The organism is Flagellimonas sp., assembly GCF_965222555.1.
Taxonomy (GTDB): Bacteria; Bacteroidota; Bacteroidia; order Flavobacteriales; family Flavobacteriaceae; genus Flagellimonas.
In genome coordinates, this window is the sequence record NZ_CBDCUG010000005.1 from 272,805 (window position 1) to 287,662 (window position 14,858).

Below are 14,858 nucleotides of genomic sequence, written 5' to 3' on the forward strand. Positions count from 1 at the left end.
TAAAAGGAATACGGTCAACAAATCCAGACCTTTCTGTTAATTAAAAATTAAATCCGAAGGTACCTGTAATTCCGAATGGGCGGGCATCTGGATTATCGAGATAGTTTCCTCGGAAATTAAAATCAATCCTGAGGATTTTGAAGATGTTGCCTATTCCGAAGGAATACTCCCAATATATTTGGTCTTCAGGCGCCATCAATGGAATATTGGTAGGTGCACTCAACGCAATATTTTCATCAGAAAGCTGCCCCCAAGCCCCTCTAAGCCCAACTATTTCCCGAAGATTCAGTTTTCGCAATACAGGAATCCTAGAAAACAACCTACCATTAAAGTTGTGTTCCAAATGCAGGGTTGCATAGGTATCGGTCACAAATTCGTAAAAATCAAGATTGGGAAAGACATTATATAAGGAAAAAAGTGTCTGATTTCCAGGAACTACACTCAAAAGCGACAAAGGCACCTCTCCAAAGGTCTTACCCAATTCAATACTGCTTGTCAATCTTCCAAAACCACCAATCTGCCATGGTTGGCGATATGAAAACTGGATGCGCTCATAGTCAAAATCACTTTCCAAAAACCCACTTATTCCTTTGGTATAGTTTAAAAGTAGTGTACTATAATCATCATTGATATCAGCACGTTCCACACCATAACCTATGGTTCTTTTCCCCGGGGTATAGATTAGGGTGGTATTAATATCAAACTGTTTTACTTCCGATGATATTCCGGTTGGAGACTCCAAATCCACATAATCCAAACTAAATGCATCAGGTAATGCGGAACTTAATGTCCTAAAGGAGCTGCCCAGTCTAACCCTAAAGTTTTTAACGGGTTCCATTTCCAGGTTAACGGTGGAAAGGTTAATGTTGGTCAACCGGTCATTGGCCCCAACGGTGACCAAGGAAGAAGAGGCTATGCTCCTTCCCAACACATCATTGGTGCTGGTTAAACTCAACCCCAACTGCTCAATATCCCGCCGGTTTCCCCCAGAAAAAATGAGTCTGCTCTTTCTATCCAGTAAAAATTTACCCGAAAAACCGTGTTTTGCTTTTTTATCGGTGAAGCCATAAGCCATATAACCTTCCAAGCGCCAAGTATCGTTTTGTCCAAAATAGGTCCTTGCACCTAACCGAACCCGTGTTCCTTCGGCGTCATTAAATCCAAGAACGCTGTAGATATTTCCAATGTCTATGTTCCACTTATCAATTTCGATATATCCTGAACCCAAAATACTTACAATGTCGTAATAGGTTCTGAACTTGGGCACTGTTTTTAGGGTATCCAACAGTTTGAATATACCCGATTCGTCTTCATTAAGGGTTTCTAACCTCGCATTCTTCCAAAAAGTACTGTCGCGGGCAAACACCCTAGGATCATAGGGGTCAGATTCTGCCTTGTAAAATTCCTCGGGCCTGCTCGTATCAAATTGGTAGTTGTCGTAGACCGTTGTTCGTTTACCATAAACACCACGTGATTTTTCCTTTTTTGAAAAACTGAAATCACTGAGCATATAATCCCGTTTCAGCAAAAAAACCGAATCGTTGACCACGTCAAAATCCTGTTCAATATAAATTTCCTTAACCCAGTTGATATTGGCACTCTTGGTTACCTGAAGATTTATTTTTTTTATGGCATATGTAGAATCGTTTACCCAAAAATCCCCTTTAAAGGTCAACTCATTTTTACGACGGGGATAATATATAATGTTATAGCACCATTTGTTGTCTATAAAAGTACTGTCGGACAATACATAGTTATAGGTATCAACCCCAGTTTTAGAAAGAGGGCTGGTAAAGCTTTTGTCAAAAAATTTCAGGTAGTTATTGTAAATATCATAATCCGAATACAAATCCTCCACAAAAGCGGTTATCGCCTGATTCCCGCTAAAACCGGAATTTTTGTTGCCCAGCACATCTTCTTTTTCCTCATTTATAACATTATCACCATAAACTTTGGAAAAACTTTCGTTCAAGAACATGGGTAGGTAGGTCTTACCGGTAATTCTCGAAGTATCCAAATCTTCAAACATAAACTCCAAGCCTTTGAACATTTTGCTTTTGATCAAGGCGCTATCAATCGTATTCAGGTCAAACTCTACTTTTTCGTACTTGTCATATTGATATTGCTTGAACTTCCGAACGCCATTTTCCCTTTTCTTGGCCCAGATTTTCTTTAAGATCTCTATAGCCGGATTGTCCTTCTTGGATTGCTTCCCGGTGTACACGATTACCTCCTTAAGTTGCTCGGTAGATTCGGTCAACACAATCTCCATATTAAAATTCACCTTCTGTTGAAGCTCAATCTCTTTGGTTTCATAACCGATAAAAGAAACTAGAATGGTGCTATAGGTTTCATCGGATTCTATATAGAAACGTCCATTATCATTAGTGATGGTTCCTTCGGAAGAATCTTTGAAAACAATATTGGCAAAAGCAACGGGTGTGCCCAAATCATCCACCACAATACCCCCTACCTTGGTCTGGGAAAAAGCTAAAACACTAAATACGAGAGAAAAAACTAAAAGGAATCTTTTCATGTTTTGATATATGCCGCAATTGAAAATCCTAGCGGGAATTTCAGAAGTGCAACGGTCATTTTTGGTTTAAAAGTATTTTTTTATCAAAAACTGTTCCTTAAAAAAAGCCTCACCAACTTTTTTGTTGACGAGGCTAATATACCTTACAAATATAAGCTGTTTATTTATATAACACTTTCTTAACAGCTTTTATCACATCATTGGAATTTGGCAACCATTCCGCCAAAAGTACTGGCGAATACGGAGCTGGTGTATCCGCCGTGTTCAGTTTTACTATTGGAGCGTCCAAATAATCAAATGCCTTATCCTGCACATGGTAGATAATCTCGGTAGCAACATTGCCAAAAGGCCACGCTTCTTCCAAAATAACCATGCGATTGGTTTTCTTTACCGAGTTTAAGATGGCATCATGATCCATTGGACGAACGGTACGTAAATCGATAATCTCACAGCTAATACCTTCCTTCTCCAATTCATCTGCTGCTTTATAGGCCTCTTTGATGATTTTTCCAAAGGAAACAATGGTAACATCGGTACCTTCTCTTTTAATTTCAGCAACTCCTAATGGAATGGTATACTCTCCCTCTGGCACTTCACCCTTATCACCGTACATCTGCTCAGATTCCATAAAGATAACCGGGTCATCATCACGAATAGCCGATTTTAAAAGCCCTTTGGCATCAGCTGGATTTGATGGTACCACCACTTTTAAACCAGGGCAGTTCGCGTACCAGCTTTCGAAAGCCTGCGAATGCGTAGCCGCCAGCTGCCCTGCAGAAGCTGTTGGTCCTCTAAATACTATCGGGCAAGCAAACTGTCCGCCAGACATTTGTCTGATTTTTGCTGCATTATTTATAATCTGGTCAATTCCAACCAGTGAAAAGTTAAAGGTCATGAACTCAATAATAGGCCTGTTCCCAATCATGGCGGAACCTACTCCTATCCCGGCAAAACCCAACTCGGAAATTGGGGTATCCAAAACCCTTTCCGGTCCAAACTCATCCAACATTCCCTTTGAAGCTTTGTAGGCTCCATTGTACTCGGCAACCTCCTCACCCATTAAATATATAGAGTCGTCTTTTCGCATCTCCTCGGACATCGCCTCCTTGATGGCTTCCCTAAACTGTAGTGTTTTCATTAAATAGTACTAAAAAGTTGATTTAGCTCGCATTAAAAATGCACGCAAAAATAGCAAAATATACAGGAATATTACGCTGATGGGTTCCAAAAAAAAGAACAAAAATTTATTATGCATGCATAATAAATTTCAGATTTTTATAGCTATCTTTGATGCGATAAACCTAAAGAGCATATGAAGATTTTAGTTTGCATTAGCAACGTACCGGATACCACTTCCAAAATCAATTTTACCGAAGGGGACACCAAGTTTGATACAAACGGAGTACAATTTGTGATTAATCCCAATGATGAGTTTGGGTTGACACGCGCCATGTGGTTCAAGGAAAAGCAGGGGGCCGCAGTACATGTAGCTACTGTGGGAGGTGCACAGACCGAACCCACCATCCGCAAGGCTCTTGCCATTGGGGCCGATGAGGCCATCCGTATCAATGCAGAGCCAACAGATGGATTTTTTGTAGCCAGACAATTGGCCGAAGTGGTCAAAAATGGCGGATATGACCTGGTTATTGCAGGAAGGGAATCCATAGACTACAACGGTGGAATGGTCCCGGGCATATTGGCCACTTTATTGGACATGAACTTTGTAAACACCTGTATTGGGCTTGAAGTGGATGGAAACAATGCAACCGCTTCCCGCGAAATTGATGGTGGAAAAGAAACCATCAGCACCACTTTACCTTTGGTAATTGGAGGTCAAAAAGGATTGGTGCAGGAAAGTGATCTTCGCATTCCCAATATGCGGGGAATAATGATGGCGCGTAAAAAGGCTTTGAATGTTGTTGAACCTATTGACGCACCCAAACCAACACAAGACCAAAAGTTTGAAAAACCTGCGGCAAAAGGACCCGTTAAGTTGGTAGATGCCGATAATGTGGGAGAATTGGTCAACCTATTGCACAACGAAGCTAAAGTCATCTAAATAATCAAACCACAACTTCCAAGCACCAAACGCCATTTTGGAATTTGGAATTTGAATCTTGAAATTTCAAAAAATTATGTCAGTATTAGTATATACCGAATCAGATAAAGGAAAATTTAAAAAAAACGCCTTTGAAGTAGCATCTTATGCGCATAAAGTGGCACAAGAACTAGGTGAAAGTGTCACAGCAGTAACCATAAATGCGGAATACGATGCTTCTTTGGGGAATTATGGGGCATCCAAGGTTTTAAAAGTTTCCAATGACCAATTGGGCACCTTCAACGCAAAAGCTTATGCCAACATACTTGCACAGGCTGCTCAGGCCGAAGGAGCTAAGGTTATCATAGTAAGCTCAAGTGCGGACTCCAAATTTTTAGCACCCATCTTGACCGCTAATTTAAGTGCGGGCTACGTTCCCAATGTAGTGGCTGCTCCAGAGAGTACCTCTCCATTTGTAGTGAAAAGAACCGCTTTTAGCAACAAGGGCTTTGCCCATACTGAAATCAGTTCCGAAGTAAAGATAGTTGGTGTGTCCAATAATGCCTACGGAGTTCACGAAAATGGAGGTACGGCTACGGTTGAAGATTTTAATCCAACTCTTGGCGATGCAGATTTTGCCACAAAATCCGTTGAAGTGGATAAAGTGGTCGGAAAAGCCACTATTGCCGATGCCGATATCGTGGTTTCTGGCGGAAGAGGCTTAAAAGGACCCGAAAACTGGGGCATGATCGAGGAACTGGCCGAAGTTTTGGGAGCTGCAACAGCATGTTCCAAACCTGTATCCGATCTAGGGTGGCGCCCGCATGGGGAGCATGTAGGACAAACCGGAAAACCCGTGGCAAGTAATCTATACGTGGCAGTAGGTATTTCTGGTGCCATTCAGCATTTGGCAGGGGTAAGTGCCTCAAAAACCAAAGTAGTGATCAATAACGACCCCGAAGCTCCGTTCTTTAAGGCGGCAGATTACGGAATAGTTGGTGATGCCTTTGAAGTAGTGCCTAAACTCATCGAAAAATTAAAGGAATTTAAAGCCCAGAACGCTTAATTTTTGTTAATTTGCCTTTTGCAAGGGGCTGTTCAGATAAAAGGTAATGCCACTTATTTGAACAGTCTTTTTTGCTTTTTAGGAAGATAATATGAGCTTAGTACGATTAAAAATAAAGGGAATTTCATACAGCCAGACACAGAATGGTGCCTACGCCCTTATTTTGAATGAAGTTGAAGGAGACAGAAAACTTCCAATAGTTATTGGTGCCTTTGAGGCACAGTCCATTGCTATTGCGCTTGAAAAAGAAATAAAACCCCCAAGACCGCTTACGCACGATCTTTTTAAAAATTTTGCGGACAGGTTTGAGATTGTTGTAAAACAGGTGATCATCCATAAATTGGTGGATGGAGTTTTTTATTCCAGCATCATCTGTGAGCGCGATAAAGCAGAGGAGATTGTTGATGCAAGGACAAGTGATGCCATAGCTTTGGCCCTACGTTTTGATGCGCCAATTTTCACCTACAAGACCATACTGGACAAAGCGGGAATCTTTCTCAAATTTTCATCAAAGGAAAGTGAGGAAAATGAAGATGACGACAGCATAGTGGTAGATGAAATCCTTCAAGAAGGAGAAACCGTGGAAATTGAGTCAGGCGCTTCATCACAAGGGTACAGGGAAATGACCTTGGAGGAGCTCCACAAAGAATTGGACAAAGCAGTGGCCAACGAAGACTACGAAAAAGCTGCAAAACTACGGGACGAAATCTCCAAGCGTAAATAAACCAACTACATGCCAAACAAAACCAGAAGTTTTCTCATACTCTTATTATTTACCAGTATAGCCACTTTTGGTCAGAATGCCCTACCAGCAGATTCGTTGAACGTTGTTGCCGAGACTACCATCATTGACGATATTACACAAAACCAGGCACCAGAGATCATACCCAATCAAGGTTTTACCATAAATAGTCTTTGGAGGGGAGCCTTGGGCATGGCAGTATTGATCTTTATATCTTTTCTTTTCAGCTCTAATCGAAAAGCCATTAACTGGAAAACAGTGGGAATAGGGCTTTCACTTCAATTATTGATAGCCATTGGGGTATTGAAAGTGCCTTTGGTAAAATTGATATTTGAAAAAATCGGACAAGTATTCGTGAGTATTCTTGATTTCACACGTGCAGGGAGCAAGTTCCTATTTGAAGGCCTAGTAGTAGATATGGACACTTTCGGGTTTATTTTCGCCTTTCAGGTACTGCCTACCATTATTTTCTTTTCGGCATTGACATCCGTACTGTTTTACCTGGGCATTATCCAAAAAGTAGTAAGGGCGTTGGCTTGGTTGCTCACTAAATCTTTGGGCATTTCAGGTGCCGAAAGTCTTTCTATTGCCGGAAACATCTTTTTGGGTCAGACCGAAGCTCCATTATTGATCAAGGCCTATTTGGAAAAAATGAACCGATCAGAAATCCTTTTGGTGATGATTGGAGGAATGGCAACGGTGGCAGGAGCCGTGTTAGCGGCCTACATTGGATTTTTGGGCGGAGACGACCCTGCATTACGCTTGATCTTTGCCAAGCATTTGTTAGCAGCTTCTGTAATGGCTGCACCTGGTGCCATTGTGGTTTCCAAAATTTTATATCCACAGACCGAAAAAGTAAATACCGACGTAAAAGTATCCACAGAAAAAATCGGGGCCAATATTTTAGATGCCATTGCCAATGGAACCACTGAAGGGCTTAAATTGGCCATGAACGTAGGTGCCATGCTTCTCGTTTTTGTGGCCTTTATCGCCATGATCAATGGTATTTTAGGTTGGGTAGGCGATCTAACCACGTTTAACACATGGATTGCTGCCAACTCACCTTACGACAGTTTTTCGCTTGAAGCCATTTTAGGGACCGTTTTTGCTCCTTTAATGTGGTTGATTGGTGTAAACGGAGACGATATAATGCTCATGGGGCAGCTGTTGGGAATAAAATTGGCTGCCAGTGAATTCATCGGCTACATTCAGCTTGCCGAACTAAAAAATATGGCCAGCAACCTACATTTCACGTATAACAAATCCGTAATCATGGCTACGTATATGCTCTGCGGATTTGCCAACTTTGCTTCCATCGGTATCCAAATTGGTGGGATTGGCTCTTTGGCTCCCGGTCAGCGCAAAACCCTATCCGAATTTGGCATGAAGGCCGTTTTGGGAGGATCACTGGCTTCGCTGCTTTCTGCTACCATCGCTGGGATGATTCTAAGGCTAGCCCTCGGAAGATTCCCCAGAAATAGCTGTAAATCGAGTGGAAGTGCGTTTTGCAAAGCAAAAAAGAGCATGTAGCGGTTGGATTTATCAGCGGTTTTGTGATTCATCACAAAAATTTCCTAGGAATCTTCTTGAAATTTTGGTTCGTTTTGTTTCAAGACAAAATGAACAAGAAAAATCACTTGGTTAATAAAATCTTTATAAGTCCAACTATATTAACTTTATACAACTTTATACTTAGTGTAATTTAGATGGGTTAAAAAAAGCCGTCAGTTTGAGTGAAATCCTAAATATGGATTTAATATCGAAAACAAGGCTTTCCCAATCAAAGATTTCTCGATACGATTTCAGTTAACTGAAATCACTCGAAATGACGATTTAGCAACATATAGAATGAAACAATACCACGACTTACTAAAACACGTATTGGAGCACGGAAACCAAAAGGGCGACCGTACCGGAACAGGAACCATGAGCGTTTTTGGCTACCAGATGCGGTTTGACCTATCCGAAGGATTTCCAATGGTGACCACCAAAAAATTGCACTTAAAATCCATTGTACATGAGTTGCTATGGTTTTTAAAAGGGGATACCAATGTGGGTTACCTGCAGGAGAACGGTGTACGTATTTGGAACGAATGGGCCGATGAAAACGGAGATTTGGGCCCGGTGTACGGACACCAATGGCGCAATTGGAACAGCGAGGAAATAGATCAAATAAAAGAAGTAATTGATACCCTAAAAAGCAATCCCAATAGCCGACGTATGTTGGTCTCTGCCTGGAACCCCAGCGTATTACCAGACACCTCCGTGTCTTTTGGTGAAAATGTGGCCAACGGAAAGGCGGCTCTACCCCCCTGCCATGCCTTTTTCCAGTTTTATGTGGCCGATGGCAAACTCTCCTGCCAGCTCTACCAACGTAGTGCCGACATTTTTTTGGGCGTACCCTTTAACATTGCCTCCTACGCTTTGTTTACGATGATGATGGCTCAGGTGTGCGGCTACCAACCCGGGGATTTTATACACACCTTTGGTGATGCCCATATTTACAACAACCATATGGAACAAGTGGAGCTACAGCTGAGCCGTGATCCACGCCCTTTGCCTACCATGCGGTTGAACCCTAGTGTACAGAACATTTTTGACTTTACCTTTGACGATTTTGAATTGCTCAACTACGACCCTCACCCACATATTAAAGGGGTTGTGGCTGTGTAAGGTTGTAAAACCATAGATTTATGTCCCATTTGTGGTATATAATGATGTGTTTCAATCTATACAAACATATTTTAAGCCATTTGAAATGAATGAACCAAGCTATAAAGGGCCCTTGCATAAAGAAGTTTCAAAACTTTCCAATATCAATCCAAGATTTCATCGAATTTCAAGCATGCTGCTAGATCACGTAGTATTATGTATAGTAATTGTCCCCCTTTCAATTTTGATTTTCGTGCTTGTCATAAATTTTAAACAAAGCCTTAATAATTGGATTGGTACTAGTTTAATGTTTTTCCCATTTTTTATCTATTTAAACAAGGATTTTTTGAACGGAAAGAGCCCAGCAAAACGGATTTTAGGCTATCAAGTAATAGACCGAAAAACCGAAAAACCCGCAAGTGAATTACAATGTTTCATCCGGAATCTGACCATTTGTCTTATATGGCCAATTGAAGTAGTCGTGGGGTATATCAATCCTGAAAGACGGATAGGAGATTTTTTGGCCAATACGAAAGTTACTATGAACAATAAGGAGAAACTTAATTCGCTATGGCGGGATTTAAAAAAAGTACACTTCAAAGCAATCTACATTATAATAACTATAATTGGAATCATTTACTTTTATGGACTGAGTTTTGTACTACCACAAACACCAATAATGAACTAAAAAACATTTGCCATTTTTTGTTATCAGAAATCATATTGAGTTTTTGTTTTCCTCAAAACCCCAACAATTTCTCTAATGGCAGTGACCACCTGCTGTATTTCCCTTTGGGAAAAGGCACCTTCCTCAACGTAAAACAACATTTGTATTCTTAACCATTAAATCGGTAAATTAGAATTCAATTAAAAACTCATGTGATCAAACGGACACTTCTAATCATTACCCTTTGGAATTTTGGTTTTTGTATGGGATGGGCGCAATCCAAATTTCCATTTTTCGAACAAGCGGCATTTGACTTTTACCAATCGGAAATCTTGAAACGTTACCCCGTGGAGAAAAAAGTAACGATTTATCGTTATTACATGGATTTTCAGGATTCCAACATGTATTTTTCGGAAGGTGAATGTTTAAAAAAACCAGTATTTAAAAAAGATGTTTCAAAGCTAAATCGCAAAGAATACGGTCAAGACCACATTGATTCCGACAAATTTGAACTAGACCTCAGCAATCTAAATAAAAAACTATTCCGAATCAGAAGGAATAATATGGGAAGGTTTCCGAAGCTCTATTTGAGCTATCCAAGAATTGCCGAAAACAACAGGTTTTTTATAAATGTCTATGAACTTACCCAAAGGCAGGGAAACATTTATCACCTAGAACTGGATATAAATGGAAAGGTAATTGACTGGTGCAAATCTGAATATGTAACAATGATAATTCACTAAAACAATTACAATCACCCTCTCAAAACCCCAACAATATCTCTGATAGCTGTAACCACATGCTGTATTTCCCTTTGGGTAAAGGCACCTTCTTCCACATAAAACAACATTTCCACTCCCAAATCCAAAACATTGGCCATTTTATCTGGAGAGCCGTATCCTTCTTTAACCAGTTCCATTAAACTTTCCTGTACCATATTTTTATCAATATCCATTTGATTATCGTTTCAAATCAAAGATATGTCCCATCCCAGTTTTAAGGGTCATAATAAATTATGACTTTGACAAATTCTTATTGGATTTCAAATTTTGATTGTTCTTTTTTTAATAATATTTGCATCTTTAAGAATTACAAATTGTAATTGCTTCATTTGAAAGGAACAGCCTATTTAGTACAAGCTACCATAATACTACTTTGGTGGTTGGGATTATCCATAAGTCCCAATTTCTTTGCGGCGTTCCAATTTCCAGAGATCAGCAGCCTGGCATTCAATTCCTTTTTTGCTCCGGATATTATCATCATAACAGTGCTATCCATTGTAAGGGCTTATCGCCCCATAAGGGATTTGGAGCTTATTATTCTTGGAGGTTTTGCCTACGGAAGTTTTTATTGTCTCAATGCATCCATACTTTCAGGAGGAGGTTATTTGGCAACAACGATCATGTTGCTTGGCTTGGGCTACAATCTATTCTTGGTCCATTACGACCATGCATTTAAAGAATCAAAATCCAGTGCAATATGGGTCAACGTATTAAAAACGTTTGTCCAAATTATTTGTGTTTGGATAATAACCCTTGTATTCTTTCCTTGGATGATCATGCAGGCTTTTGAAATAGATATTATTTTCAACAACACCAATGCCATTCCTAGTATTGTTTTGTTTCTTTTTTCAAGTTTTTTGGGTCTTTATAGTGCCTATACTTTTGTGAAAAAGGGAGAGGGCACTCCCCTTCCCATAGATCAGACCAAAAAATTGGTCATCAGCGGGCCATACAAATACGTAAGAAATCCTATGGCCATTGCGGGCATGGGGCAAGGAATTGCGGTAAGCCTATATTTTAACTCGATTCATATTTTAATTTACACTTTGATCGGAGGACTGATTTGGCACCTTGTTGTAAAACCTATTGAGGAAAAAAACATGGTCAATCGTTTTGGCGAAGCTTACTTAGCTTATCAAAAAAAAGTTCGGTGCTGGATTCCGACCCTAAAATCTCAACAATCAAATAAATGAAAGAATCTCTTAATCAACATTTCCCGCAGTACAAAGCACAAATGGCATTAGGCCATGTTCCCAAAGCCTATAAGGCACTTATGGAATATCTGATGGGTCTTAGGAACCATTTTATCAATCAATATCCCGGGGAATTTATCGTGGGCAATTTTTATCAAGGGTATATGGACATGAGCTATTTTCCCATTACTCCAAAATCCCTAAAAAGCCAAAAACTAAAAATAGGCTTGGTTTTCAATCATGAAAAACTTCGGTTTGAGATTTGGCTGGTTGGGCAGAACAAACAGATCCAAAAAAACTATTGGGAAGTGTTCCAAAACAACAATTGGAACAAATATCCCCTCTCACCTACCCCAAAAGAGTCCATAATTGAACACATTTTGGTAGAGAATCCCAATTTTAGTGATTTGGACACCTTAACGCAAACCTTGGAAAAAGGCACCCTACAATTTATACAGGATGTTTCAGGAGCATTTGCTTAAGAGTCAGGCTCTACGCTGAGAAAGAAATTCTCATCCTTAATTAATAACCTAAATCACTGATTCGTATTATTCTATATGTCATTTCGACAGAGCGATTTTATGAGCGACGAGAAATCCAAATTTGAAGAGATTCCTCCTCATACTTCGTTCGGAATGACCTATAGAATACAAAAACACCCAAGCTTTCACCTGGGTGTTTTCATTACAAACAAAATAACCAAATCACCTAATTTTCTTTTTCAATAGTGCTAGTTTGCTGTAATGGTAATTTTAATCATATCAGCAATAGCAGGTACATTTGCGGGTAGGTCCGTTTCCAGTTCCACATAGCCATTTTCATCCGTTCCCGTGTTTGGACCAGCTTGTCTAGGAGCCTGGTTGGCACCCGCTCCGGGATATTCGTCCACTTCGGTTCCAGAATCATAAATACTAAACATGGAAGTAATATCTCCGGATAGTGCGGTGTTACCATCAAACAGCGCAATATTATTGGCACCAACTACCCAATCGTTGGACTGTACAAGCATGGTGGCCAAAGAGAGTACATCTCCTGCCGAGCCAGCAAATTCAAAACTGTAGGATTCTCCCGGGAAAATAGGAGCAGGTCCGCCAGCGCCCACAGGTGTGTTGAACACATTGGCATAACCCGAAGGGTTACCGTCCTCTGCAAGAGCTTCAAAGGCTGCGGAAGAAACTTCACCTGTTGTGAACACTTGCCCGTTTATTTCATAGGCACCCGGGGCAAATGGGGATACCAAGCCACTGGCAGCGGATAGTTCCGCATCTGAGATGCTGGTATCACCATCTTCGGCAATACGCTCCAAACCTTCTGAGGCGGCCTCACCTTCAACGAACAACGGCGTTTGGTCAGCGCTGTGAATCACCCAAGTACCTGGGGCAAATGGCGTTGGAATGGAACAGGTGTTGGAAATGTTATAAATGGTCAGTGTAAATTGCGTTCCTCCATCATGTTCCAGTTTCACCTTAATGGTTTCTGAAACTGCTGGATACGTATAGCCATCGTTTATATTCTCAATCAGTTCCACGGTTCCGTTTTCATCCATTCCCGTATTTGGACCAGATTGTCTAGGAGCCTGATTTGGACCCACGCCAGGTTCTTCATTCACTTCGGTACCTGCGTCCCATAATTCAATTTTATCGGTGATGTTCCCTGTCAGGGCATATCCATTGGCGTCATATAAGGGAATTCCGTTCTCATCCGGAGCAAAGAACAAATCATTGCTCTGCACAAACATGGTGGCAAAGTTCAAATAATGTCCTACCCCAGCATTAAACGTAATTGACTCTGAATTTCCAGGCATGATCAACCCGGTAGTGCCATTGGCAAAATACGCCCTGGGTTGGAACACATTTTCAATGGTAACGGTAAAATTAGTAGCTACAGGCTCATTTCGGGTAACCGTTATGGAATTGGAAAGCGCATAGTTCCCGTTAAAATCAGCTACATTTTTACCTGCTTCCAATCCTTCTAGATCATCTTCATAGGTCAAATGCCAAATAAGGCAGACCCCAGCACCAGCTTCATCAAAGTTTACGCCTTCCACTGCTTCAAGTGTTGGAGGCAATCCTAAAATGTTGTTTTGATCATCCGTAATCACATAGATCTGATTGGTTCCATTTAACTCGGCATCGTCCAAAGTAATTCCGCTGACCATGTCCGCTTCACCATCAACAACAAAAGTAAATGGCCCACCAGCAAGTACACCAGCGTTAAGTGCGCTCCTTGTTACCTTAATGGAATTGGAAAGTGCATATTCTCCGTTAAAATCGGATACATTTTTGCTTGCTTCCAGTCCAGTTAAACCATCTTCATAGGTCAAATGCCATATATAGCAGACCCCGGCACCGGCACCATCAAAGTTTACGCCTTCCACAGCTTCAAGTGTTGGAGGCAATCCTAAAATGTTGTTTTGATCATCCGTGATCACATAGGTCTGATTGGTTCCATTTAAATCGGTATCATCCAAAGTGATTCCACTCACCATATCAGGAGTTCCATCAACCGTAAAATAGAAAGGTCCGCCAGAAAGTGTTCCTGCGTTCAATCCATTTCTAGTAACCATGATTGAATTGGAAAGGTCATACTCACCAGAAAGGTCGCTGGTGTTCATATCAACTTCCAGTCCGGTAAGTCCATCTTCGTAAACAGCATGCCAGATGAAGCAAATTCCCGACACCCGCCTGGTCAAAATTCACCCCTTCCAAGGCATCAAGGGTCGGGGGAAGTCCTAGAATCTTCCCTTCATCATTTGTAATTACATAGGTTTTGTTTGTTCCATTCACATTGGAATTGTCCAAAGTGATTCCACTTACCATATCTGGGGTTCCATCCATGGTAAAAGTAAACGGACCACCTGAGAGTGTTCCAGCATCCAGTACAACAGGTGCATCATCAGTATCCCCGTCACAAGAGCTCAATATTACTCCGATGCACAATAGCATCAATAACGATTTTAAGTTGTTCATTTTCTTGTTTTTTAAATTGTACCACAAATGAAAAGGGAAGTTGTTGCAGAAGTATCACATAAAAATCAAAAAATATTACTTGCTGATTTTTAACTTGTTACGATAAAAATTGGTGTTTTTTGTAAAGATTTACCTTAAAACCTGACTTTTTAAACATCATTTCATCAAAAAATTATAGCAAACGGTGAACTTTCCGTGATACTTTACTTTTTA

Annotated in this window: 14 protein-coding genes; 9 read left to right on the forward strand and 5 right to left on the reverse strand. The window is 40.6% G+C overall.

The features are described 5' to 3' along the window. Nucleotides 1–40: 40 nt before the first annotated feature. Together ACOQO1_RS09800 and ACOQO1_RS09805 are read right to left on the reverse strand one after the other, a co-directional pair. Nucleotides 41–2,536 carry a DUF5686 family protein gene (locus ACOQO1_RS09800; RefSeq protein ID WP_420602697.1) on the reverse strand — a complete coding sequence of 832 codons (2,496 nt, stop codon included), beginning with the start codon at nucleotides 2,534–2,536 and terminating at the stop codon, nucleotides 41–43. Nucleotides 2,537–2,696: 160 nt separating this feature from the next. Beyond that, on the reverse strand, nucleotides 2,697–3,674 hold the full coding sequence (locus ACOQO1_RS09805; RefSeq protein WP_420602698.1) for a pyruvate dehydrogenase complex E1 component subunit beta: 978 nt from the start codon (nucleotides 3,672–3,674) through the stop codon (nucleotides 2,697–2,699). 174 nt (nucleotides 3,675–3,848) lie between these two features. On the opposite strand from ACOQO1_RS09805, the gene ACOQO1_RS09810 reads away from it, so the two are divergent. The 7 genes from ACOQO1_RS09810 to ACOQO1_RS09840 all read left to right on the forward strand — a co-directional run bounded on the left by ACOQO1_RS09810 (nucleotide 3,849) and on the right by ACOQO1_RS09840 (nucleotide 10,444). Further along, complete coding sequence (locus ACOQO1_RS09810) at nucleotides 3,849–4,595, forward strand: electron transfer flavoprotein subunit beta/FixA family protein (RefSeq protein WP_420602699.1); 747 nt, start codon at nucleotides 3,849–3,851, stop codon at nucleotides 4,593–4,595. Between the two features lie 76 nt (nucleotides 4,596–4,671). Then, nucleotides 4,672–5,640 (forward strand): electron transfer flavoprotein subunit alpha/FixB family protein, encoded by a 969-nt coding sequence (locus tag ACOQO1_RS09815; protein ID WP_420602700.1) that lies wholly within the window; start codon nucleotides 4,672–4,674, stop codon nucleotides 5,638–5,640. A gap of 91 nt (nucleotides 5,641–5,731) precedes the next feature. After that, nucleotides 5,732–6,364, forward strand: a complete 633-nt coding sequence (locus ACOQO1_RS09820) for a bifunctional nuclease domain-containing protein (protein ID WP_420602701.1) — start codon at nucleotides 5,732–5,734, stop codon at nucleotides 6,362–6,364. 9 nt (nucleotides 6,365–6,373) lie between these two features. Then, a complete protein-coding gene (locus ACOQO1_RS09825) occupies nucleotides 6,374–7,912 on the forward strand; it encodes a NupC/NupG family nucleoside CNT transporter (RefSeq protein WP_420602702.1) in 1,539 nt (512 codons plus the stop codon). 318 nt (nucleotides 7,913–8,230) lie between these two features. Next, the gene (locus tag ACOQO1_RS09830; RefSeq protein ID WP_420602703.1) at nucleotides 8,231–9,055 is read left to right on the forward strand and encodes a thymidylate synthase; all 825 of its coding nucleotides are present in this window, start codon (nucleotides 8,231–8,233) and stop codon (nucleotides 9,053–9,055) included. A gap of 85 nt (nucleotides 9,056–9,140) precedes the next feature. Beyond that, entirely contained in the window at nucleotides 9,141–9,722 is a 582-nt protein-coding gene (locus tag ACOQO1_RS09835) for an RDD family protein (protein ID WP_420604325.1), read from the forward strand. Nucleotides 9,723–10,033: 311 nt separating this feature from the next. Further along, nucleotides 10,034–10,444 (forward strand): hypothetical protein, encoded by a 411-nt coding sequence (locus ACOQO1_RS09840; protein WP_420602704.1) that lies wholly within the window; start codon nucleotides 10,034–10,036, stop codon nucleotides 10,442–10,444. An 11-nt stretch (nucleotides 10,445–10,455) separates the two neighbouring features. Here ACOQO1_RS09840 and ACOQO1_RS09845 read toward each other — a convergent pair whose 3' ends face one another. Next, nucleotides 10,456–10,656, reverse strand: a complete 201-nt coding sequence (locus ACOQO1_RS09845; protein ID WP_420602705.1) for a hypothetical protein — start codon at nucleotides 10,654–10,656, stop codon at nucleotides 10,456–10,458. 156 nt (nucleotides 10,657–10,812) lie between these two features. Here ACOQO1_RS09845 and ACOQO1_RS09850 point away from each other — a divergent pair, with 156 nt between their 5' ends. Together ACOQO1_RS09850 and ACOQO1_RS09855 are read left to right on the forward strand one after the other, a co-directional pair. After that, on the forward strand, nucleotides 10,813–11,676 hold the full coding sequence (locus ACOQO1_RS09850) for a methyltransferase family protein (RefSeq protein WP_420602706.1): 864 nt from the start codon (nucleotides 10,813–10,815) through the stop codon (nucleotides 11,674–11,676). Further along, complete coding sequence (locus tag ACOQO1_RS09855; RefSeq protein ID WP_420602707.1) at nucleotides 11,673–12,158, forward strand: DUF7000 family protein; 486 nt, start codon at nucleotides 11,673–11,675, stop codon at nucleotides 12,156–12,158. Before ACOQO1_RS09850 ends, ACOQO1_RS09855 begins: the two co-directional genes overlap by 4 nt. Before the next feature lie 248 nt (nucleotides 12,159–12,406). Here ACOQO1_RS09855 and ACOQO1_RS09860 read toward each other — a convergent pair whose 3' ends face one another. After that, entirely contained in the window at nucleotides 12,407–14,356 is a 1,950-nt protein-coding gene (locus ACOQO1_RS09860; RefSeq protein WP_420602708.1) for a spondin domain-containing protein, read from the reverse strand. Further along, the gene (locus ACOQO1_RS09865) at nucleotides 14,292–14,645 is read right to left on the reverse strand and encodes a hypothetical protein (protein ID WP_420602709.1); all 354 of its coding nucleotides are present in this window, start codon (nucleotides 14,643–14,645) and stop codon (nucleotides 14,292–14,294) included. The genes ACOQO1_RS09860 and ACOQO1_RS09865 overlap by 65 nt, the downstream gene beginning before the upstream one ends. Between the last annotated feature and the right edge of the window lie 213 nt (nucleotides 14,646–14,858).